Here is a 21134-nt window from a genome sequence, read left to right on the forward strand (position 1 = left end):
TTTCATTTTTCCACAATATCTTTAAACTGGATACACGCCATGTTTCCTTTCCGAGAACATTATATATTTGGACATGTACGCAGCAAAACGGCGGATTAGTTCATCGCGCAAATGGTTTGGCGCGATAATGCCGTCTACGACCATTTCCGACGCAAGCCGGTAAATATCGATATCACGGCGGTATTCTTCACGTTTTTGTTCGACAAAAGCCGCGCGCTCTTCTTCTGGCAACTCCGCAATTTTATTAGCATAGACGGCGTTGACGGCTGCTTCCGGTCCCATGACGGCGATTTGCGCGTTTGGAAACGCCAAGCAACAATCCGGTTCAAACGCCGGCCCGGCCATCGCATACAACCCGGCGCCGTATGCTTTGCGCACGATGATCGAGATTTTCGGCACGGTCGCTTCCGACATCGCCGAAATCATTTTCGCTCCGTGGCGGATGATGCCGGCACGCTCCACTTTCGTACCGATCATAAAACCTGGAATGTCGGCTAAAAAGAGAAGCGGAATGTTAAACGCATCGCAAAGGGTGATAAATCTCGCCGCTTTGTCGGCGGAATCATGGAACAAGACGCCGCCTTTGATGCGTGGCTGGTTGGCGATAATGCCGATCGGCTGGCCGTTTAAACGGGCCAGCCCGGTGATGATTTCCGGCGCAAACAGCTTCTTAATTTCGCAAAACGAGTCTTCGTCGATCAAGCGCTCGATGAGATCGTACATATTAAACGGGGCGTTTTGGTTCGCCGGAAGAATATCTTCAATCGTTTTTTCAAACGCTTTTGGCGGCTTCGCCTCCACTACTGGCGGCTTCTCGCTGTAATTGGCCGGAAAATAGGATAGATAGCGGCGGGCATAGGCAATCGCCTCTTCTTCTGTTTTCACCAGCACATCCCCGCATCCGGAAATCGTGCAATGCATGCGGGCGCCGCCCATTTCTTCGAGCGTTACTTTTTCCCCAATCACCATTTCCGCCATGCGCGGCGAGCCTAAATACATCGAGGCGTTTCCTTCCACCATAATGACAATATCGCAAAACGCCGGAATATAAGCCCCGCCAGCTGCAGACGGCCCAAACAAGAGGCAGACTTGCGGCACTTTTCCTGATAATTTGACTTGATTGTAAAAAATGCGGCCCGCGCCGCGCCGGCCTGGGAACATTTCAATTTGGTCCGTGATGCGCGCCCCCGCCGAGTCGACGAGATAAAGAATCGGGCAGCGCAGTTTGTCCGCTGTTTCTTGAATGCGAATAATTTTTTCCACAGTCCGGGCTCCCCAAGACCCCGCTTTCACCGTTGAATCGTTCGCCATCACGCATACCGTCTGGCCGTTGATTTTTCCGACCCCTGTCACCACGCCATCAGCAGGAAGCCCATCGGCAAGGCAGTTGGCAAAGAGCGCGTCCTCAAATTCAAGCCCGTCATCCAATAACAATTTTAAGCGGTCGCGGACAAACAGCTTTCCTTGCGCCGCGTTTTTTTCGTGATATTTTGCTGCCCCTCCGCGTTTAATTTGTTTGACTCGCTCCTGCAATTGTTCTGTAAGTGTTCCGTTTTGTTTGTTCACCACATCGTTCGTTTGCATGTTTCCTCCCCCCTATTCCCCTTTGTAGATCGGTTTTCGTTTTTCTTTAAACGCTTGCAATCCTTCCAGGCGGTCTTTTGTTGGAATGGTCACCTCATATGCCATTTGCTCAAGACGCAAGCCAGTCGCCAAATCGACATCGAACCCGCGGTTGACCGCCAGTTTCGCCTGTTTTACGGCGATTGGCGCGTTGGCGGCGATTTGCCCGGCAATCTCAAGCGCTTTCTCCATTAATTGCGCGCGCGGCACCGCGTATTCGACAAGGCCGATTTGCTCTGCTTCTTTGGCGGCAATACGCTTGGCAGTAAAAATCAATTCCTTCGCTTTTCCGATTCCAATCAAACGCGGAAGCCGCTGCGTTCCGCCTGCGCCCGGAATGATTCCAAGCGATGTTTCTGTAAGGCCAAATTGCGCCGTATCTGCAGCAATGCGAATATCGCAGGCAAGAGCAAGCTCCAGCCCACCGCCAAACGCAGAGCCGTTTAATACGGCGATGACCGGATGCGGCAGCTGCTCTATCTTATTGATCGTTTCACGAATGAGAGCGACCGTTTTTCGTACTTCCGTTTCACTCATGCCGGCGCGCTCTTTTAAATCCGCTCCGGCGCAAAACGTTTTGTCTCCGGTTCCCGTTATGATGACAACGCGAACGCCCTTATCAAAGGCAAGATCATCAAGAAGCCCGGACAACTCATTTAAGAGCGTAAGCGACAGCGCGTTTGCTGCTTCTGGGCGATTTAACATTACAAGTGCAATTCCATTTTCAAGCGATTCGCATGAAACGAATGATGGCATCGTATTTCCCCCTTTGATTACCGTGCAACTGTTTGCAAATACCGGCTAGAAAGCGGACGGCCGATTGTGTCCCGGATGAACAATGCTGCAGCCGTTAATCGTTCGACATCAATTCCGGTGGCAATGCCCATGCCGTGAAGCATATAGACTAAATCGTCAGTCGCTACATTCCCCGATGCGCCCGGCGCATACGGACAGCCTCCTAATCCGCCAAGCGAACTGTCAAATGTTGTGATCCCCATTTCTAACGAAACGAGAATATTGGCCAATGCCGTCCCCCTTGTATCATGAAAATGCATTGCCAGCTTTTCTTTTGGAAAACGCTGCAAAACAGCTTCAAGCAATTCCAGCACTTGCTTTGGCGTGGCAACGCCGATCGTGTCGCCTAATGAAAGCTCATCAATTCCCATGGCAAACAACCGCTCGGAAACGCGGATGACTTGCTCGATCGCAACATTTCCTTCATATGGGCAGCCAAATGCAGTCGATACGTAGCCGCGGACCGTTTTTCCCTCTTGTTTTGCCGTTTTCACCACTTCTTCCAACACCGGAAACGTTTCTTCAATCGACTTATTAATATTTTTGCGGTTATGCGTTTCGCTCGCTGACATAAAAACCGCCACCTCGTCCACTTCTGCCGCCAGCGCTTTTTCCAATCCTTTTTGATTAGGAACGAGCGCGGCGTACGTCACTCCGGGCGCCCGTTCAATTCTCGTTGCCACTTCCAGCGCATCGGCAAGCTGCGGTACCCACTTTGGATGGACGAATGAAGTAATTTCAATATAGGTGAGTCCTGTTTGGGACAATTGATTAATCCAAGCAATTTTATCTTCGGTCGGGATTGCCGTTTTTTCATTTTGCAACCCATCGCGCGGGCCGACTTCTTTAATCATGACTTGCTTTGGCCATTTGCTCATGATCATCCACCTTCTTTATTCTAGTTCGATAAGCACATCGCCTTCGTTCACAAAGTCCCCTTCCTGTACATAGATGTGTTTGACGACTCCCGAAGACTCCGCCGCAATCGGAATTTCCATTTTCATCGACTCTAAAATGACGACATCTTGCCCTTCTCCCACTTTGTCTCCTACCGATACGGCAATTTTCCATACATTTCCCGCCATTGACGCGACTATTTGACTCATCGTGTTCTTCCTCCATTTCTTCTATTGTATCGTTGTGGTTTGCAAATATTTTTCAATGAAATTGGTCGTTGTCTCTCCCGCTTGGAACGCAGGGTGGGAAAGCACCTCTTTGAGCATGGCAATATTTGTTTTAATTCCTTCAATTTGATAGTTTTCTAAGGCTGCAAGCATGCGCTTGATCGCTTCCTGACGGTTGTTTCCTTTCGTAATAAGCTTGGCGATCATTGGATCATAAAACGGCGTGACCGTCATGCCGCTTTGCACTGCTGTTTCATTGCGCACATATTCTCCTTGAGGCAATCCAAAGACCGTGATTTTCCCTGGCGACGGCAAAAATGTTTTCGGGTCTTCCGCATAGATGCGCACTTCCACCGCATGGCCATCGCGGCGAATGTCTTCCTGTTTGTAACGAAGCGGTTTCCCGGCGGCGATGTGCAATTGCTCCTCGACTAAATCGATGCCGGTGATTTCTTCCGTTACCGGGTGTTCGACTTGCAATCTTGTATTCATTTCAAGAAAGTAAAAATTTTTTTGCTCATCGACTAAAAATTCCATCGTTCCGGCGTTCGTATAGCCGATATGTTTGGCAGCCTTGACAGCGGTTTCCCCTATTTTCCGCCGCGTTTTTTCGTCTAAAAACGGCGATGGCGCCTCTTCGACGACCTTTTGATGGCGGCGCTGAATCGAACATTCCCGTTCCCATAAATAAATGCAGTTTCCGTGTCTGTCGGCGAGAAGCTGAATCTCAATATGACGCGGATTGGCGATATACTTTTCTAAATACATTGCCCCGTCCCCGAAAAATGAAGCAGCTCTCTTTTGATTGCCAACAAATGCTTTCCGCAGTTCGTCTTCATCGCGCACGATTTGCATGCCGATGCCGCCACCGCCCGCTGAAGCTTTCAGCATAACCGGATAACCGATATGCTCGGCTGTTCGCGCCGCTTCATCGACATCTTTGAGCGGAAACGAAATGCCGGGAACGATCGGAACGCCAGCTTCTTCCATCGTTTTCCGCGCTGCAATTTTGCTTCCCATTTTCGCGATCACATCCGCTTTCGGCCCGACAAAAACAATGCCTTCTTCTTCGCAGCGGCGGACAAACTCTGGATTTTCCGACAGCAATCCGTAACCCGGATGAATGGCTTCCGCCTTCGCCATTTTTGCAACTTCGATGATTTTTTCGATATTTAAATAGCTTTCGCTCACGCGCGGCTTGCCGATAAGATACGCTTCATCAGCCAGTTGTACATGGAGCGAATCGGCATCTGCTTCCGAATAGACGGCAGCCGTTTGAATTCCCAGCTTTTTGCACGTGCGAATGACACGCGCTGCAATTTCCCCGCGATTGGCGATTAATATTTTTGTAAACATCCTGATCACCCTTTGCGTTATTATTGGGCTGCCAGGCGTGCCTTCGCGAAAGAGCGCGCTTGGCAGCAACGGTTTAATCCGTTAATCCAAGGCGTTGCTTCGCCATTTCCCGCAATTTGAATTTTTGGATTTTTCCAGATGCTGTCATCGGATACGAGTCGGTAAATTCGATATAGCGCGGAATTTTATGGCGCGAAATTTTTCCGCGGCAAAACTCGCGGATTTCTTCCGCAGTTGCCGTTTGTCCTTCTTTCAAAATAATCCATGCCATCACTTCTTCCCCATATTTTTCATCCGGCACGCCAACGACTTGGACATCCAAAATTTTTGGATGTTTGTATAAAAACTCCTCGATTTCGCGCGGATAAATATTTTCCCCGCCGCGAATAATCATATCTTTTAGCCGTCCCGTAATCCGGCAATATCCATTTTCATCCATCACTGCTAAATCGCCGGTGTGCAACCATCCGTCTTCATCAATGACTTCTTTTGTTGCTCCCGGATTTTTATAATAGCCTTTCATCACATGATAGCCGCGCGTGCACAATTCTCCTTGCACTCCTGGCGGCACCTCTTTATTCGTGCTTGGATCGACAATTTTTACTTCCACATTTGGCAGCGCACGTCCGACCGTTTCGACGCGAATATGAATCGGATCGTCCGTTCTCGTTTGCGTAATCACCGGCGATGATTCCGTTTGCCCGTACGCGATCGTAATCTCCTTCGCCCCCATTTTCTCCATGACCGCTTTCATCACTTCAATCGGGCAAGGAGAGCCAGCCATAATTCCGGTTCGAAGCGATGACAAATCGTATTTTTCAAAATCAGGGTCGTTTAATTCGGCGATAAACATTGTCGGAACTCCGTGCAGTGCGGTGCATTTTTCATCTTGAACCGTTTGCAGCACTTGCTTTGGATTAAATTCCTGAATCGGCACCATCGTCGCGCCGACCGAGACGCATGCCAGCGTACCGAGCACACATCCAAAACAATGGAAAAATGGCACGGGAATGCAAAGCCTGTCTTCTTTCGTCAGCTTCATACATTGCGCGATATTGTAAGCGTTATTGACAATGTTGTAGTGGGTGAGCATGACGCCTTTTGGGAATCCTGTTGTGCCTGAGGTGTACTGCATGTTGATGACATCATGAGGGTCAAGCGAGTCCATCTGTTCGTCAAGCTGTTCTTCCGTCACATCGTGCGCCAGCGCAAGAAGATCGTTCCACGTATACGCACCTGGATAGCGCTTATCGCCGATCACGATGACGTTTTTTAATTTTGGAAGCCGTTTTGACTGTAGTTGCCCAGGCTTACATTCACGCAACTCCGGGGCAATTTCGTAAAGAATGTCGATATAAGAGGAATCGCGATACCGCTCAATTAATAGAAGAGTGGTTGAATCCGATTGTTTTAATAAATATTCCAGCTCTGCCGCGCGGTAATTCGTATTTACCGTGACAAGCACCGCACCCATTTTTCCTGTGGCGAACTGACACGCAAGCCATTCCGGCACATTGGTCGCCCAAATCGCCACATGTTCTCCTTTTTCGATTCCTAGCCCTATAAATCCCCGCGCGACAAGGCGGCAATAATCGTCAAATTGTTTGTACGTCATTCTTAAACCGCGGTCTGCATACACCACCGCTTCATGTTCTGGATGAAGCTTTGCTTTCTCTTCCAGCAGCTTTCCCACTGTGACCGTCAGCATAAACTGCCTCCTCCCCCTTTGTCCCAATTCCTTTCTAACTATATGCTCGTTTCCCTGCATTTAGCATCCAAGTTGACGGGCGATAACGAGACGCTGAATTTCTGACGTGCCTTCTCCGATTTCCATCAGTTTGATGTCGCGTAAATGGCGCTCGACTCCATACTCTTTCATATACCCATAACCGCCGTGAATTTGAATGGCCTGATTGCAAACGCGAAAGCCCATTTCTGAAGCGAACAGTTTCGCAAACGATGCTTCTTTTGTAAACGGTTTCCCTTGATCTTTCAGCCATGCTGCCTTATACACCATATTGCGGGCCAGCTCAATTTCCATCGCCATATCGGCAAGCTTAAACTGTATTGCTTGAAATTTCGAAATAGTCTGACCGAATTGGGCGCGCTCTTTCGCATATTGAAGCGCTTTCTCAAACGCAGCTTGCGCAATACCAACCGCCAATGCGGCAATCGAAATGCGGCCGCCATCAAGTGTGTGCAAAAATTGTTTAAACCCTTTTTTCGGATCACCAAGCACGTTTTCTTTTGGCACGCGGACGTTTTCAAATACTAATTCGCACGTGTTCGAGGCGCGGACGCCCATTTTGTCGTAGTTCGAGCGAATCGTAAATCCTGGTGCATCCGTTGGAACGATAATCGCCGAAATGATATTTTTGCCGCGTTCGTCTTTTCCCGTTACCGCCGTAACAATCACTTGTCTGGAATATTGGGCGTTAGTAATCCAGCACTTTTCCCCGTTAATGACATATTCATCGCCATCCAATACCGCCGTGGTGCGCGTGCCGCCTGCATCAGATCCAGCGTTTGGTTCAGTCAAGCCAAACGCTCCCAACGTTTCCCCTTTCGCCATCGGCACAAGCCATTTTTGCTTTTGTTCTTCCGTGCCGAAGTAATAAATCGGGCTCGCTCCTAGGGAAACGGCAGCTGCATAACTCAATCCGGTTCCTCCGCATGCGCGGCCGATTTCTTCTACGGCGATCGCATATGAAATCGTATCTCCGCCAGCGCCGCCGTATTTTTCTGGAAACGGAATGCCTAAAAGTCCCAACTTGCCCATCTTCTTAAACACTTCAAAAGGGAAATGCGCTTCTTCATCCCATTTCGCCGCGTATGGCGCGATTTCCTTCTCGGCAAAATCACGAACCATCTCTTGAATCATCTTCTGTTCTTTTGTTAATGCGAAATTCATTCTCTCTCCCCCATTAGATTGATCATTTATCTTAAAACCGACTAGTCGGTTTTCATTGTGAGCAATAGAAACAGACGCCAGATACCTCTGTTTCTATTAAGACCGACTAGTTGGTTTCTTTACAAACACACACATTATTTCTCCTTCGAAAACGAATGAAACAAAGGTGAAAGCAAAAATGGAGAAATGGATGGTTTGTTCTTCATTTCTTCCTTCAGCACGGCATGCAAAATAAAATCGGCAAAATATTTTGCGATTTGCTCGATCGAAAGCGGACCTTCTGGGTTATACCATTTATATGTCCAGTTGACCATGCCGATAATTGACATGCCGGTAATTTCTACAGATAGTTCAGGACGGAATTCCCCCGCTTCGATCCCTTCGCGGATGACGCGGAAAATGATCTGTTTGAACTCGTCACGTTTCCGGTTGATCTTTTCCGAGTATTCCGGCTTTAAATATGTGCTTTCCTGATAAAAAACAGTAATATGCGGCTTATATACATGAAACACTTTAACAAACGACTGGATAATGGCATATAAGCGCTCAGTCGGGGTTGTGTAATTTTTATACGCTTCCTGCGCCTTATTCAAAGCATACGTAATAAATACGTCATGAATGTGATAAAGCAGCTCGTCTTTTGACTTAAAGTTATGGTAAAACCCGCCTTTTGACGTATCGCTTTCCGTCACAATGCGGTCAACGGTCACACCGTGATACCCATATTTTTCAAAGAGGTGAAGAGCGGTGTCAATAATTCGGTCTTTGAGCGGTTTTTCTGCCATGGAAAATCTCCTTTGCTATTTATATTACCACTATTTTCTGAAAAATAAAATATTTTTTGCTTAATTATAAAATACGGAATAATTGCCGGAATTGTCAACTGTCGTTTATCATTAATCATGTAATGAAAAAGGAAAGGAACGATACGATGGCGAAAATATTAGTGTTAAATGGCAGCTCAAGAGAAAATGGAAATACCGAACAGTTGACAGACATCATGTTGAAAGGTGTTTCTTGCACTCGCATCAATCTAAGAGACTTTTTGATTCAGCCGATCGTTGACAAGCGCCACGATCCAGCAGGATTTACGAAAGTGGACGATGATTATGAGCAAATCATTGAACTTGTTCGCCAGCATGATGTTCTTGTATTTGCGACACCCATCTATTGGTATGGAATGAGCGGACAGATGAAACAATTTATCGACCGCTGGTCACAAAGCTTGCGGGATACACGATTTTCTTTTAAAGAAGAAATGAAAAAGAAAAAAGGCTTTGTCGTGATTTGCGGCGGTGACGATCCATATATAAAAGGCCTTCCGCTTATTCAACAGTTTCAGTACATCTTCCAATTTATCGGTCTTGAATACATCGGCTATGTGATCGGGGAAGGAAACGCTCCCGGGGACGTTTTGCGTGACAACCGGGCAATCAGCCAAGCAAATTACTGGAACACTTTTTTCCGCTCGTTATAAAAATCCCTCCGTTTTATGCGGAGGGAATTTTCTTTCCTCTCCCAAAAAAGCATTCCGTCATTTTCGTGTTTCAGTCGAAATCCAGCTTTTTCTAACACGCGTTTAGAGGCGGGATTATCGTTGCCACATTCGGCACTGTTCGCTTCCGGGCCCCTTTAGGAAACAAACCCGAGAATCGTCTTAATGACTTCCGTTTCCCAGCGATGTCCGTCAAACGTATGGTTGGCTCCTTCAATCAAATGGACGGTAGCGCGGCTGCCATAGCATAATTGCTCATACAGATGGCTGACGCGATGCGGCACAACATCATCCTCCGTTCCATGAATCAGCAGCACAGGGCCGTCGTACGGCTTAGCCCGTTCAAATACGTTGATCGTTTGTAAATCTTCCAAAAACGAGCGTCCGACTAAGTTGCCCCCATGGTCAAAATAAGGAGCAGTCACATCGATATTTTCTTGCCGAATCGTCTCCGTAATCAACTCGTACATATTTCCCGCCGGCGCCATAAGAATTAATTTCGCGACATCATTCGGTCTTTCGCCAGCAACGACGCTGGCAACAAGCCCGCCCATGCTGAGACCGAGCAAGTAAATGTGCGATGGATCAATGCGCCCATCGCGTTTGACAAAGTCGACAATCGCATGCGCTTCCTCTATTTCTTTAGACACGGTCATCTCTTCAAAATCGCCGTCGCTTTCCCCGCTGCCTAAAAAGTCAAAGCGGAAGCTGGCAATTCCTTGCTTCTCAAGCGCGCGCGATATTTTTAAAAACAAGCGATGCGGCTCCAGCTTCGTGCCGGTAAATCCGTGAAACAAAATAACCGCAGGGACCTTTTCATCAAGCGATTTTTCCGGGATATGCTCCATCCCGCGCAGCGTCATGCCCCGATGAGTCAATGTTATCGCTTTTTGCACCTTGCCTCTCTCCCTCCTGATTTTTCCTACTAGATGCAATGTTCGCTATATTTGTATGCAATTCCTCTTTGGCAACAGGCAAATTTCCGCAATTTTTATACATAATCATGACGGTTTTTCCTAACCATAAAGATGGAGGTGGTTTCTTTTGGAACCGATGTTATGTCCGAGCTGCAAAACAAACCGAACCCGTTTCCATTTCATTGAGCAACATCCAAAAGCAGTAAAGCTTAACCCGCAAACTGGCGAAATTGAACAAGAATATACGAACGAGTCACTAGAACCGTTCCATCTTCCGTATCGCGGCCCGAGCTACCGCGTGCAATGCGGCACATGCGGCCTCATTGAAGATGCGGAAATGTTTGTTCAACATGCAAAAGCTTCGCAAATGAGGTGATCCATATGGCAAGCAAAAAACAAACTTCATCATCATTGGTCGACCAAAAACAACTCGTTAACGATAAGGCAAAAACGAGCAGGGAGAAAGGCGACCAACATATTCGCCGCGTCACGCCAAACGGAGCGGACGGGCAATAATATTATGGAAGGAGGGCTTACTTTCCGTTTGCTAGTAAGCCCTCCCTTTTCTTCATTCGTCCATGTCCTGAAAGAAAGTCAAGACGTTTTTTGCGGATTATTATAGACCAATATCTGCATTGCGCGCTTTTGCCAAGCGGTAGCCACTGTTCGAACCGCCTAACGATGGCCGTCTTGCCGGAAAGCGTTAAAGGAAGCGTGCTCGTTTGCTGAATCAGCGCGGCAACCCCTTCAACAGCAAAACCGTCTTGCACATGCAGAACATAAGAATTATAATACCGAAGCAGCACCGCTTTTAGCTTGCCTGCTTCATCCAAATCTCCCCAAACTTTTTGAAATCGGCGTCGTATCCAAATGATTCGCTGTCGCCGATAATAAATAATTAAACGTGGCTCTTGTTGTAGAATAGGAAAACTTGGTCATGATCATATCGTGTTAGACGATGACTCATCCCTCTCCCCTGCCTTTTTAATATTTTTGCTATGATACTTACTACATTTAACCAAAAATGGATGGAGGAAAAGCAGTGAAATTTATTGATGAACTTTATGAATATTACAAAGACCGGCTGACAGGGGACGAAGAAGATGCCGAAGTAATGACAATGTCCATTTTGGAAGAGCTCGACCGAAACGATTTGCTGCAGTTCATCCAAGAAATGAGCGATGAAGAATTAACGGGAATGGTTGGGCTTTACATACTGGAATGTTTGAAAGCAAAAATGGCGCAGGATGGCGTCGGACAAACAAAACCGCGAAATATGCTAAACATTCATTAGCAACAAAACAGGATGGCGCAGTTTGCGCCATCCTTGAAAACGATATTTATTGGAACAACTCCACATCATATCCTTCTTTCAGCAGTACTTGATGTATTTGATGAATATGTTCGCGATTTTTGGTTTCAAGCGAGAAATGAATTTCTGCCTGGCCCGGCAATACTTTTGCGCCGATGCGTTGTTGATGGATCGACATGACGTTTGCTTCCAATTCAGCGATGATGCGCAACAGCTTATTGAGCTGGCCAGGCTTATCAGAAATAACGGTCGTAAAGGTAACAAACCGTCCGGATTCGACGAGCCCTCGCTCAATAATCCGCGAAATAAGGGTGACATCGACATTGCCGCCGCTTAATATGGCGACAACTTTTTTTTCGGTAAATGGAAGTTTTTGATACAACAGCGCCGCCAGCGGACATGCCGCCGATCCCTCGACTAACAGTTTGTTCCGCTCCAGCAAATATAACATCGTCCGCGAAATTTCCGCTTCTTCAACGCAAACAACGCCGTCGACGTATTTCTCAATATATTGGTACGTGATATTTCCCGGCTTTTTTACCGCGATCCCATCGGCAATCGTATCCGAAGAAGCAATCACCACCGGTTTTTTATGGCGGAGCGCCGCCGTCATTCCTGGGCATGCGGACGATTCGACGCCATATACTTCAATCGAAGGCTTTAACTGCTTTAATGTAAACGCCACTCCGGCAAGCAGCCCGCCGCCCCCGACTGGGCATATCACCACATCGGCTTCCGGAAACTGTTCGATAATTTCTAAACCAATTGTTCCTTGTCCTGCCATCACCGCCAAATCATCAAACGGATGAACAAACGTCATGCCGCGCTGCCGCTGCAGTTCCAACGCGTACTCAAGTGAATCGTCAAACACATCGCCGTGCAAAATCACTTCTGCCCCGTATCCTTTTGTCGCTTCCACCTTGCTTAATGGCGCTCCTTTCGGCATGACAATCGTGCATGGGATGCCGATCATGCCGCTGGAATAAGCGACTCCTTGAGCGTGGTTTCCCGCCGAAGCAGCAATGACTCCGCGCTTTCGTTCCGCTTCGCTCAATGTCATAATTTTATTAAACGATCCGCGCACTTTAAATGATCCTGTCTTTTGCAAATTTTCCAACTTCATGTATACTTCATTTCCAGAAAGATTCGTAAATGTTTGCGAATATTCAAGCGGAGTTTGGTGGACAACCTTTTTCATTTTTTCCCTTGCTTCTAGAACATCATTTAATGTTAACATCGTTTTCATCACCTAACTATCGTTCATTTCAAAGCTGCTATGGATTATTATATATAAAATCATACTCTTCTGCAAATTCTATCCAAATATAATGTTTTTCATTTTCCAATAAACACGCCGCGATAACTTAACAGCTTAATGCCACGGGGAAGCCAAACAACCAATATTCGCCCCCCCTAGCGCGGAAAGCAAAAATCCTCCTACACTGCTTCAACTGAATTTCCAACCGCGGTTAATTTTATTGCCCTGAAATAGACACTTTTCATGTGCAGTTTCATAATTGATGGATAAGCAGGCTGCAGTTTTTATTGATTATTTAGAACATAGTTTAATATATACAAAAAAGCTTTATTTTTCTGCCATCGAAATTTTATCATATTATTTTGCAGCCAAAATAATTAACCTTTTGGTTTCTAAAAGTAGGCAGGCGACATAAAAGCTGGTAAGATAAAAGCAAAGCATCCATGATAGCCATGATAAAAAAGGCGCATTTTCATTGGTTGAAAGCGGAACCGACACTCATTGAGGAAATTGCAGCGTGCGGCTTCTTTATTTCTGTCACGCCGGAAGTCTGTTATCGCCAGCGCGATCGCAAGCTTTTGTCACACGTCCCAATCGGGCAATTGCTTTTGGAAACGGACGGCCCTTGGCCGTTTGCCGGGCCGCAAGAGTGTAAAACGGCTTTCTTTTCTCTATGCCGTTTATTATGATTATTTTTGGTTTCATATTTAGCACAATGTTCGATTAAATATAGTAAAATAAAATAATTGTTTCTTTTGTTTGTTTTTTGCAATCTTATTATCAGTGCAATTTTCCGGGAAAGAGGCGGTCTTTATGAAAGAAACAATGACGCGAAAAGAAAAAACCATTCAGCTGCTTCATATTTTTCTGCCTGTATTTATTACTCAAGTCGGCCAATACGCAATGAACTTTGCTGATGTCACCATGTCAGGGCACGCCAGTTCAAGCGATTTAGCCGGAGTTGCCATTGGCTCGAACTTATGGGTTCCCGTTTTTACAGGAATGAGCGGAATTTTGCTCGCTCTCACACCGATTGTCGCCCATCACCTTGGGGCAAAACGATACGAGCAAATTTCCCAGGCGGTCATCCAGGCGATATATTTAGCAATTGTCATCGCCCTCGTCATCATCGCTGGCGGCGCCGTTACCTTAAATCCGATTTTAAATGGCATGGATTTGGAAGCAAAAGTACAGCGCATCGCCCATGATTATTTAATTGCCCTTGCATTCGGCATGATTCCATTGTTTCTTTATTACGTGCTACGCTGTTTTATCGATGCCCTTGGGCAGACGAAAATCACGATGTGGATCACATTAACAGCGCTTCCTATTAACATTTTGTTTAACTATTTGCTCATTTATGGAAAATGGGGCTTTCCGGAACTCGGTGGCGTCGGATCCGGTTATGCAACGGCGATCACATATTGGTATTCCTGTTTTATCGCGATCATTGTCGTCGTCCGGTTCCGCCGGTTTGCTCGCTTTAAAATGTTCCAGCGTTTTTACCGCCCCTCTTTCGCCGCATGGAAAGAACTATTAAAAATCGGGCTGCCGATCGGTTTTGCTGTTTTTTTTGAAACGAGCATTTTCGCCGCCGTCACATTGTTAATGAGCGAGTTTCATACGACGACGATCGCCGCCCATCAAAGCGCGATGAATTTCGCTTCGTTTCTTTATATGGTCCCATTGAGCATCTCGATGGCATTAACGATCGCCGTTGGTTTCGAAGTTGGGGCGAAGCGCTACAAAGACGCGAAACAATACAGCTTTATCGGCATTGGAATGGCGGTGTCGATAGCGATCGTTACTTCGCTTTTGCTTTATTTTTTCCGCGGGGATATTGCCAAAATTTATACGGACGAACAAGATGTGTTATCGTTGACGGCGCAATTTTTGCTGTATGCGATGTTCTTTCAATTTTCCGACGCCGTAGCAGCTCCGATTCAAGGTGCGCTTAGAGGATATAAAGATGTCAACGCCACATTTTGGGCCGCTTTCGCTTCATATTGGTGCATCGGGTTGCCATTCGGTTATATACTTGCCAATTTCACCGCTTTCGGAGCGTTTGGATATTGGATCGGGCTGATTGCCGGATTAGCTTCCGGGGCAGTATTCCTCTTTTTCCGTCTCCTTTATATCCAGCGCCGCTACCGGCAAGTTTCCGTCCAATGAAAAGCGGCACTCTCCGCCGGTTGCCTTCATGACATGGCGAAAAGCAATGCGGGAACAGGGCGGATTCATTGATACGAAAAAGAGGCTGTACGAAGCCTCTTTTTCGTTATTATTCCATGCTCTCAAACGATTTCCGCTTTTTCTTACCCACATTTCTTCACGTTTCGCATGCCATCTTGAGGACCGAGCTAATGGAAAGAGCGCACAAATGGCAATATTAATCTTTTCGTTAAAATATTTCCGCCACCGCCGCTTGGCAATGCGCTTAAGCCAATAGGTGATGCGGACACCCCTTTTTCGAAAAAACGAAGAAATGGGAAGAAGCGGTTGGCTTGCTTCTTCCCGATGATCGTTTGTTATCGATTGGACTGTTAGCACCATGTTGCGCCAACAATAATGAGTAAGATGAACAAAACAACGATAAGCACAAAACCATGGCCATAACCGTAGCCGCCGTAGCCGCAGCCACCCGAGCCATATGACATTGCATGCCCACCTCCTTACGTTAATTAGGTGATTAGTAACCCCAACCACCAATACATGCGCATCCAACAATAATCAACAAAATGAACAAAACGACGATTAGCGCAAATCCACCACCGTACGCTGCACCCATCATTGAGCACCTCCTTCATTTTTTGTACTAGTAGACTATTCATTTAGTCCATAAATGGTTAGATATTTTCATAAAAATGGGTGTTTGCTGCATGCTCCAAGCTTTCTGGCTTGGCCAACAAGCCGCCGTGGACCGAACATAACTTTATTTGCTTATCGCTGCGATCGATATAAGCAAAAACGGGCCGGTGTTCCGGCCCGTTTTTGCTATATTCCAAATGAATTCCGTTTAACGATTTTATCGTGCCATCCTTGCATCCATTTTGTTTTGGAAAAAGAAAAAATGATAAGCGCTGCCCAAATACAGCTAAACGCGTATATATGCACTTTCGTAAACGCTTCGTGAAACAAAAATATTCCAAATAATAACGTCAATGTCGGAGCAATATATTGAAGAAAGCCGAGCATCGTTAGCGAAATCCGTTTCGCCCCTTTTGCGAAATATAAGAGCGGAACGGCTGTCGCCGGCCCAGCGCCGATTAATAATAACGCCTGCCAAATAGTGATCGTCGACAGAAGTGAAGCATGATGGTGATATAAAACAAACAAATAGATCAAAGAAATCGGTGTGACGACCATTGTTTCCAGCGTCAAGCCAATCGCAGAATCAACGCTTGCCAACTTTTTCACCAGCCCGTAAATGCCGAAAGAAAAGGCAAGCGATAGCGCGACCCACGGAAATGCGCCATATTGGAATGTCATGATAAAAACGCCGATGGTGGCAAGAAAAAAGGAAATCCATTGCCATACATTGAGCCGTTCCTTTAATACCACCATTCCTAATACGACGCTCACCAGCGGATTAATATAATAACCTAAACTCGTTTCGACGACATGTCCGTGGTTGACCGCCCATATGTATACAAACCAGTTCGCGCTAATTAAAATCGCCGCTGCGCTTATTCCCCATGCTAATTTGGGCTGCTTAGCCATCAGCGAAACGAGTTTTCGCCACGACGTGATTTGCCTTGTTACAACGAGCAGCGTGACCATAAAGAAAAACGACCATATGATCCGATGGGCTAAAATTTCCAGCGCAGGGCGGGATTCTAGCATCTTCCAATAAAGCGGCAAAATTCCCCAAAGCAAATAAGAAAACGCCGTGTACAATATTCCGATTTTTTCCTCACTTATTCGATTCACTGCCCTATCCCCTTTTTATGGATTGCCTTTGTTTTACTGATTCATTATAAACATTTCTCTGTTCTTTTCCAAGAAAAACACCTGCTAGCGGCCAAACACGATGGGCAAGCGCTTTTCATGGCATCACTTTTCTTTCGTATCATTTTCTCCCCACCAGCCTTTTTTCTTAAAATATAGCGCAACAGAAATACCGAGTGTGGCCATTAACAGAAGGGCATAAACATAACCATACTTCCATTTTAGCTCTGGCATTGCTGCAAAATTCATGCCGTATACGCCAGCGATAAACGTCATCGGCATAAAAATCACGCTCACTAATGTCAATGTTTTCATAATGACATTCATATGGTCGGATTTTAATGACAGCTGTAAATCAAAAATGCCGGACAACGTTTCTTTGAACTTGTCCAATGCGGCAGTAATGCGGGAAAAACGGCCGACGACATCTTGCATATAAGGATTTGTCTCTTCATGAATATACGGAAATTTTGTATGCTGGAGCAGTTTCATCATTTCCTCTTGCGCTTCCGCGATTTGCCGAAGCTCATGAATCCGGATTTTCCAGCGATAAATACTGCGGCCAATTTCATTGGCAAACGGCGTCTGAAACACTTGTTTTTCCAGTAATTGAATGCGGTCGGCAATGTCATCAATCAGTTGTAAAAAATGACGTGTGGATACATCTAAAAAATAATACAGCACATATCCGGGATGTGACGCATGTTCACGATGATGAAGCAGTTTTTCTTTTACATGCTCAATGAATGGGTCATTTTCTTCTTCTGCATAGCTAATTATGTACTTCTCTGTAGCGATCATTTGTGTTTTCATTATCTGCAGCTGGGAGCGAACGGTAAAAAGCGAAATGAATAAGCATCGTTCATATTCATCCACCATTGGGACATCCGTTCCGCATAACAACCGCTGTTTTGCCAACGGATGAACAGACATGGTCTGCAATAGCCGCTCCAAGTCTGTTTTGGAAGCTTTCGTAAAATGCAGCCAACACGCATCTTTTCCAGCTGGCGCATAATGGTTATTCATGTCAGCTATCACGTCATTATCTAGCATCATAAACTTCCTTTCTTACGCGTTTATTTCATCACCATATAGTGTTGCGTTTTTTTCGTAAAAAAACCTTAACCGCTTTAAAAAAGCGGTTAAGGAATTCTTTCCGGCTCAATATGAACGTGCGTCGCTGCAATATTATGATGCTGTTTCATCAGGCGCTCGACTTCATCGGCAATTTCGTGGCTTTTGACCACCGTTAAATGCGGATCGACATGGATCGTTACCTCAAGGATGACATAATTCCCCAACATTCTCGCTTTGATATCCGCTACATTTTTGACCCCGTCAACAGTTGCGATTTCGTGTTTGTATGTCGTCAATATATGTTCGTCAAACCCGTCGGTTAACGCATGGGACGTTTCCATAAATACCCCCCACGCAGTTTTACAAATCATTCCTCCAATCAGCACAGCGACAAGTGGATCAAGCCACAAAAGATGAACTTGCGCTCCAGCAATTCCGACGACCGTCCCTATGCTAACAAGGGCATCGGACAAATGGTCTTTTGCGGCCGCGGCAAGCGCTTGGCTATTCGTCCGCTTCGCTAACCGCGCATTAAAAGAATATACGGCTAACATGGCAAAGGCGGAGACAATAGCGACAAACGCGGCAAGCGGTTCAGGAGCACTTTCGGCTCCGGAATGAAAAAGGGAAGAAATCCCCTCAATGATCACATCTATGCCGATTGACATCATCATGAATGCCGCTACTAGCGACGAAATATTTTCTGCCCGCGAATGGCCATACGGATGATTGTGATCACGCGGTTTTTTCGCAATTTTAATTCCGATGAGAATCGCAACAGAAGCAATAATATCGCTAAAATTATTCCATCCGTCTGCCTTGACGCCGTCAGAATGAGCAACGGAGCCGACGATCAGTTTGCTTATCGCTAATATGATATAACTTATGATACTGATCCAAGCCCCTAATTCTGCTTCCCATTTCTTTTCCACATATTTCACCAACCTAGCACTGTCCTTTTTGCATTTATAAGTGTACCAATACAAAAACGTGTGAGTCTATAGCAACAAAATTGGCTTTTGGAAGGAGTATAGAAGCAGGCAAATTTTTTCCTATTAAGGTAACTTTTTTGGATAAAACCAAACTAGCGTCAAATTGCATCATATAAAAAATCGGAGCGGCAAGATTCACCTGAATGTTTTCATGGCAAGCAGCACCGCATTGGGCACCAGCTCGGCGATCGTCTATTTCCCGTTAAACATAGTCATTGATACAAGCCGGGCTGTCTTCCCTCACATACACTACCATGAATAATGGCAAAAGGAGGAAGACAAATGTCGCTGCATTGGTATCACACGTGCTGCCGCTACCATGGCAAAGTCGTACGCATCCATGATAAATTTGGCAATGTTCATATCGGACGGATCGTCCATGTCACCCCAACTCGCGTCTATATCGCGCCAGTCGGAGCGCGAAACCTCGGCGGGTTTGGCTATGCGTTTGTTGGCTGGGGATGGGGATGGGGCTGGGGATACGGAATCGCGCTCGCCGCCATCGCCGCGATCGCATTAATTGGATTGTTTTGGTAAAAATTTTTCGGCATGATGCAAAAAGGGGTCGCTGGCAACAAGCGCAAATATTCTCCCCAACAAGCAGACAGCGAAAAAAAGGGGACATTGGATATGATGTTCTTAAAAGTCTGCTTGGGAGGGGATTTTTTATGGCAAGGAAAGGACAAACTTTTCATACTTATTCGAAGAGCGGAAACGGGAAGTCGTTCATTTAAAGTTGGAGGAATGCTGGTCTTATCGGCGGCGCCGCAAATATTTTCGAATCAAGAGCGATGCCCAGATTGCCCATGGAGCAAGAAAGTTCAACGCAGCGTTTCCGTATCATTGAAAGATCAACGGGGAGTGTGGAAGCGTAAATATTTTTCCAGTTTGGAAGAGGAAAACGCGTGTTGGAAAGCGCAGGTGGAATACCTGAAAAAGCGCCATCCAATCTGCGCGGGAAGGTGTCTAGTTTGTTGAAACATAAGATTCATTCGTACTTCGAAACGAATAACAAGAGCATTCCCCAGAGAAGGAATCATGGCAACCATAAACGTGTACGGCGATTGGGAATTCAGCCGGTGATTCGCAAAAAACATCCTTTCTACGGACAAAAAGGATCCGGGGGGCATTAATTAAGCACCGCTTTCATCGTTTTGTGGCACTAAACTATGGAGTTTCCATCCATCTGAAGCTGTAGCATTAATAACGATTCAAATTTGGGGTGTCTTATCTTATCAGTTAAGAGATTTAACTTCTTCGACTTTATAAATTTTACGCATTTTATTCCCTCTATCTTGTCACTTCCATAATCCTACAAAAGAAAGAAATTCTTGCTATAAAACAACAAATTTTGATGAATACTGTTATAATTCCCCTTTCTACGTAATTGGTGATATTAAATACTAATTTGGACTTACCATGATATCTATCTCGCCATTTTCTTCTTTAACCGTTTGCCCTAAATTTATATCTTCGTTATCTCCGACCCATTGAATTGCAATCCTTTCAATTACTTCTCCGTATCTTAAAAATTCAATCCATGTAATATCATAATGTTCTTTTATTCTTTTGTATTCTGGTTTATCTTTAATCATTAACCTCAAATATTTAGCATTTTTTTGAAATGACAGATCGAATTCATCAGCATTTGAAACATTATTGTCCCAAATACTCTCACTAATCCCATCTAAATGAATATAGCGAACATCTTTATAAGGAATTTCAATATGCTCACAGTTTTCAAATACTACATGAATTTCATCAATCCTAGCAGACTTAAACATTAAATTCCTCCTTTGCATAAAAACATCCCAAATATATTTTATACAAAATCGTATAATATTTCATGAGTTCAAAATTTCTTATTACTTTTTTCATCTAACTCTTTCAAATGACCACTCATGTAAAAATTAAACCCTTCAAACCGGTATTTACAATAAAGAAGAACAAGTTGTTCCGGAAGGACAACCATCATTGCGAAAAAAAGACAAATTCCTAAAATAATAATTATCAAATTCTGAATATCGTCAGCATTAAAACCAATGTTTAATTTTCGAAATAAAAATTGCATAACAAATAACAGCCCAACACTGCCAGCGATAATCACTGGTAAATATGATTTAATTAAATTCTCCATATTATCTCTTTGTTCTTCTTTTCTGGAGCCTTTTCTATAATGGCCTTTTATAAGCAAAATGTAGAAACAAATAAAAGTGACAATAAAAATCAGAAAACCAATTAATAGTATTATATAAGTGAAATTTAAAAGAGTATCTTTTGAAAAATGGATACCATATTTTTGAGAGCCTAAAGTAAACAAATCCAT

25 protein-coding genes and 2 pseudogenes are annotated in these 21134 nt (G+C 45.2%); 8 read left to right on the forward strand and 19 right to left on the reverse strand.

Translation table 11 applies throughout. The features are described 5' to 3' along the window. Positions 1–21 precede the first annotated feature (21 nt). The 8 genes from AOT13_RS13880 to AOT13_RS13915 all read right to left on the reverse strand — a co-directional run bounded on the left by AOT13_RS13880 (position 22) and on the right by AOT13_RS13915 (position 8594). Positions 22–1584 carry an acyl-CoA carboxylase subunit beta gene (locus AOT13_RS13880; RefSeq protein ID WP_013400706.1) on the reverse strand — a complete coding sequence of 521 codons (1563 nt, stop codon included), beginning with the start codon at positions 1582–1584 and terminating at the stop codon, positions 22–24. A 12-nt stretch (positions 1585–1596) separates the two neighbouring features. Next, the gene (locus AOT13_RS13885; protein ID WP_013876844.1) at positions 1597–2379 is read right to left on the reverse strand and encodes an enoyl-CoA hydratase; all 783 of its coding nucleotides are present in this window, start codon (positions 2377–2379) and stop codon (positions 1597–1599) included. Positions 2380–2396: 17 nt separating this feature from the next. Then, a complete protein-coding gene (locus AOT13_RS13890) occupies positions 2397–3296 on the reverse strand; it encodes a hydroxymethylglutaryl-CoA lyase (RefSeq protein ID WP_003250135.1) in 900 nt (299 codons plus the stop codon). A 15-nt stretch (positions 3297–3311) separates the two neighbouring features. After that, positions 3312–3524 (reverse strand): acetyl-CoA carboxylase biotin carboxyl carrier protein subunit, encoded by a 213-nt coding sequence (locus tag AOT13_RS21105; RefSeq protein WP_003250130.1) that lies wholly within the window; start codon positions 3522–3524, stop codon positions 3312–3314. A gap of 21 nt (positions 3525–3545) precedes the next feature. Beyond that, complete coding sequence (accC, locus tag AOT13_RS13900; RefSeq protein ID WP_042385802.1) at positions 3546–4898, reverse strand: acetyl-CoA carboxylase biotin carboxylase subunit; 1353 nt, start codon at positions 4896–4898, stop codon at positions 3546–3548. 73 nt (positions 4899–4971) lie between these two features. Next, entirely contained in the window at positions 4972–6606 is a 1635-nt protein-coding gene (locus AOT13_RS13905) for an AMP-binding protein (protein WP_045844683.1), read from the reverse strand. 60 nt (positions 6607–6666) lie between these two features. Next, positions 6667–7809 carry an acyl-CoA dehydrogenase gene (locus AOT13_RS13910; protein WP_042385809.1) on the reverse strand — a complete coding sequence of 381 codons (1143 nt, stop codon included), beginning with the start codon at positions 7807–7809 and terminating at the stop codon, positions 6667–6669. 134 nt (positions 7810–7943) lie between these two features. After that, a complete protein-coding gene (locus AOT13_RS13915) occupies positions 7944–8594 on the reverse strand; it encodes a TetR/AcrR family transcriptional regulator (protein ID WP_003250125.1) in 651 nt (216 codons plus the stop codon). A gap of 146 nt (positions 8595–8740) precedes the next feature. On the opposite strand from AOT13_RS13915, the gene AOT13_RS13920 reads away from it, so the two are divergent. Next, positions 8741–9286: a flavodoxin family protein gene (locus tag AOT13_RS13920; RefSeq protein ID WP_013400700.1), complete on the forward strand. Its 546-nt coding sequence runs from the start codon at positions 8741–8743 to the stop codon at positions 9284–9286. 155 nt (positions 9287–9441) lie between these two features. On the opposite strand, the gene AOT13_RS13925 is transcribed toward AOT13_RS13920, so the two are convergent. Beyond that, entirely contained in the window at positions 9442–10200 is a 759-nt protein-coding gene (locus tag AOT13_RS13925) for an alpha/beta hydrolase family protein (protein WP_042385812.1), read from the reverse strand. A 148-nt stretch (positions 10201–10348) separates the two neighbouring features. Between AOT13_RS13925 and AOT13_RS13930 the strand changes: the two genes are divergently transcribed. Both AOT13_RS13930 and AOT13_RS21240 read left to right on the forward strand, forming a co-directional pair. After that, positions 10349–10597 carry a hypothetical protein gene (locus tag AOT13_RS13930; RefSeq protein WP_013876838.1) on the forward strand — a complete coding sequence of 83 codons (249 nt, stop codon included), beginning with the start codon at positions 10349–10351 and terminating at the stop codon, positions 10595–10597. Positions 10598–10602: 5 nt separating this feature from the next. After that, positions 10603–10737, forward strand: coding sequence for a hypothetical protein (locus AOT13_RS21240; protein ID WP_013876837.1), 135 nt, complete (start codon positions 10603–10605; stop codon positions 10735–10737). Positions 10738–10754: 17 nt separating this feature from the next. Here AOT13_RS21240 and AOT13_RS13935 read toward each other — a convergent pair whose 3' ends face one another. After that, on the reverse strand, positions 10755–11054 hold the full coding sequence (locus AOT13_RS13935; protein WP_052518207.1) for a hypothetical protein: 300 nt from the start codon (positions 11052–11054) through the stop codon (positions 10755–10757). Between the two features lie 209 nt (positions 11055–11263). Here AOT13_RS13935 and AOT13_RS13940 point away from each other — a divergent pair, with 209 nt between their 5' ends. Then, entirely contained in the window at positions 11264–11515 is a 252-nt protein-coding gene (locus AOT13_RS13940; RefSeq protein WP_003250120.1) for a DUF6154 family protein, read from the forward strand. 46 nt (positions 11516–11561) lie between these two features. Here AOT13_RS13940 and ilvA read toward each other — a convergent pair whose 3' ends face one another. After that, positions 11562–12770, reverse strand: coding sequence for a threonine ammonia-lyase (gene ilvA, locus AOT13_RS13945; protein ID WP_003250118.1), 1209 nt, complete (start codon positions 12768–12770; stop codon positions 11562–11564). Between the two features lie 470 nt (positions 12771–13240). On the opposite strand from ilvA, the pseudogene AOT13_RS13950 reads away from it, so the two are divergent. Together AOT13_RS13950 and AOT13_RS13955 are read left to right on the forward strand one after the other, a co-directional pair. Next, positions 13241–13480 (forward strand): annotated as a pseudogene (locus tag AOT13_RS13950) (TatD family hydrolase); the annotation flags it as partial. A 124-nt stretch (positions 13481–13604) separates the two neighbouring features. Beyond that, complete coding sequence (locus AOT13_RS13955) at positions 13605–14963, forward strand: MATE family efflux transporter (protein ID WP_003250115.1); 1359 nt, start codon at positions 13605–13607, stop codon at positions 14961–14963. On the opposite strand, the gene AOT13_RS20150 is transcribed toward AOT13_RS13955, so the two are convergent. The 6 genes from AOT13_RS20150 to AOT13_RS13975 all read right to left on the reverse strand — a co-directional run bounded on the left by AOT13_RS20150 (position 14886) and on the right by AOT13_RS13975 (position 18760). Further along, entirely contained in the window at positions 14886–15344 is a 459-nt protein-coding gene (locus tag AOT13_RS20150; RefSeq protein ID WP_148259577.1) for a hypothetical protein, read from the reverse strand. The genes AOT13_RS13955 and AOT13_RS20150 overlap by 78 nt on opposite strands. After that, the gene (locus AOT13_RS19670) at positions 15335–15448 is read right to left on the reverse strand and encodes a YjcZ family sporulation protein (protein WP_072000129.1); all 114 of its coding nucleotides are present in this window, start codon (positions 15446–15448) and stop codon (positions 15335–15337) included. Before AOT13_RS19670 ends, AOT13_RS20150 begins: the two co-directional genes overlap by 10 nt. 32 nt (positions 15449–15480) lie before the next feature. Beyond that, the gene (locus tag AOT13_RS19675; RefSeq protein ID WP_071880425.1) at positions 15481–15579 is read right to left on the reverse strand and encodes a YjcZ family sporulation protein; all 99 of its coding nucleotides are present in this window, start codon (positions 15577–15579) and stop codon (positions 15481–15483) included. A gap of 206 nt (positions 15580–15785) precedes the next feature. Continuing rightward, on the reverse strand, positions 15786–16721 hold the full coding sequence (gene rarD, locus AOT13_RS13965) for an EamA family transporter RarD (RefSeq protein WP_013400692.1): 936 nt from the start codon (positions 16719–16721) through the stop codon (positions 15786–15788). 123 nt (positions 16722–16844) lie between these two features. Further along, positions 16845–17792, reverse strand: a complete 948-nt coding sequence (locus AOT13_RS13970; protein ID WP_013400691.1) for a magnesium transporter CorA family protein — start codon at positions 17790–17792, stop codon at positions 16845–16847. Between the two features lie 89 nt (positions 17793–17881). Next, a complete protein-coding gene (locus AOT13_RS13975; protein ID WP_013400690.1) occupies positions 17882–18760 on the reverse strand; it encodes a cation diffusion facilitator family transporter in 879 nt (292 codons plus the stop codon). Between the two features lie 330 nt (positions 18761–19090). Here AOT13_RS13975 and AOT13_RS13980 point away from each other — a divergent pair, with 330 nt between their 5' ends. Beyond that, the gene (locus AOT13_RS13980; RefSeq protein ID WP_003250111.1) at positions 19091–19345 is read left to right on the forward strand and encodes a hypothetical protein; all 255 of its coding nucleotides are present in this window, start codon (positions 19091–19093) and stop codon (positions 19343–19345) included. A 131-nt stretch (positions 19346–19476) separates the two neighbouring features. Continuing rightward, a pseudogene (locus AOT13_RS21110) lies at positions 19477–19929 on the forward strand (IS3-like element ISBth8 family transposase); the annotation flags it as partial. Between the two features lie 282 nt (positions 19930–20211). On the opposite strand, the gene AOT13_RS13990 reads toward AOT13_RS21110, so the two are convergent. Both AOT13_RS13990 and AOT13_RS13995 read right to left on the reverse strand, forming a co-directional pair. Beyond that, positions 20212–20592 carry a hypothetical protein gene (locus AOT13_RS13990; protein WP_003250108.1) on the reverse strand — a complete coding sequence of 127 codons (381 nt, stop codon included), beginning with the start codon at positions 20590–20592 and terminating at the stop codon, positions 20212–20214. A gap of 68 nt (positions 20593–20660) precedes the next feature. After that, entirely contained in the window at positions 20661–21134 is a 474-nt protein-coding gene (locus AOT13_RS13995) for a hypothetical protein (RefSeq protein ID WP_003250106.1), read from the reverse strand.

Origin of the sequence: Parageobacillus thermoglucosidasius, assembly GCF_001295365.1 — a bacterium.
GTDB classification, from domain to species: Bacteria; Bacillota; Bacilli; order Bacillales; family Anoxybacillaceae; genus Parageobacillus; species Parageobacillus thermoglucosidasius.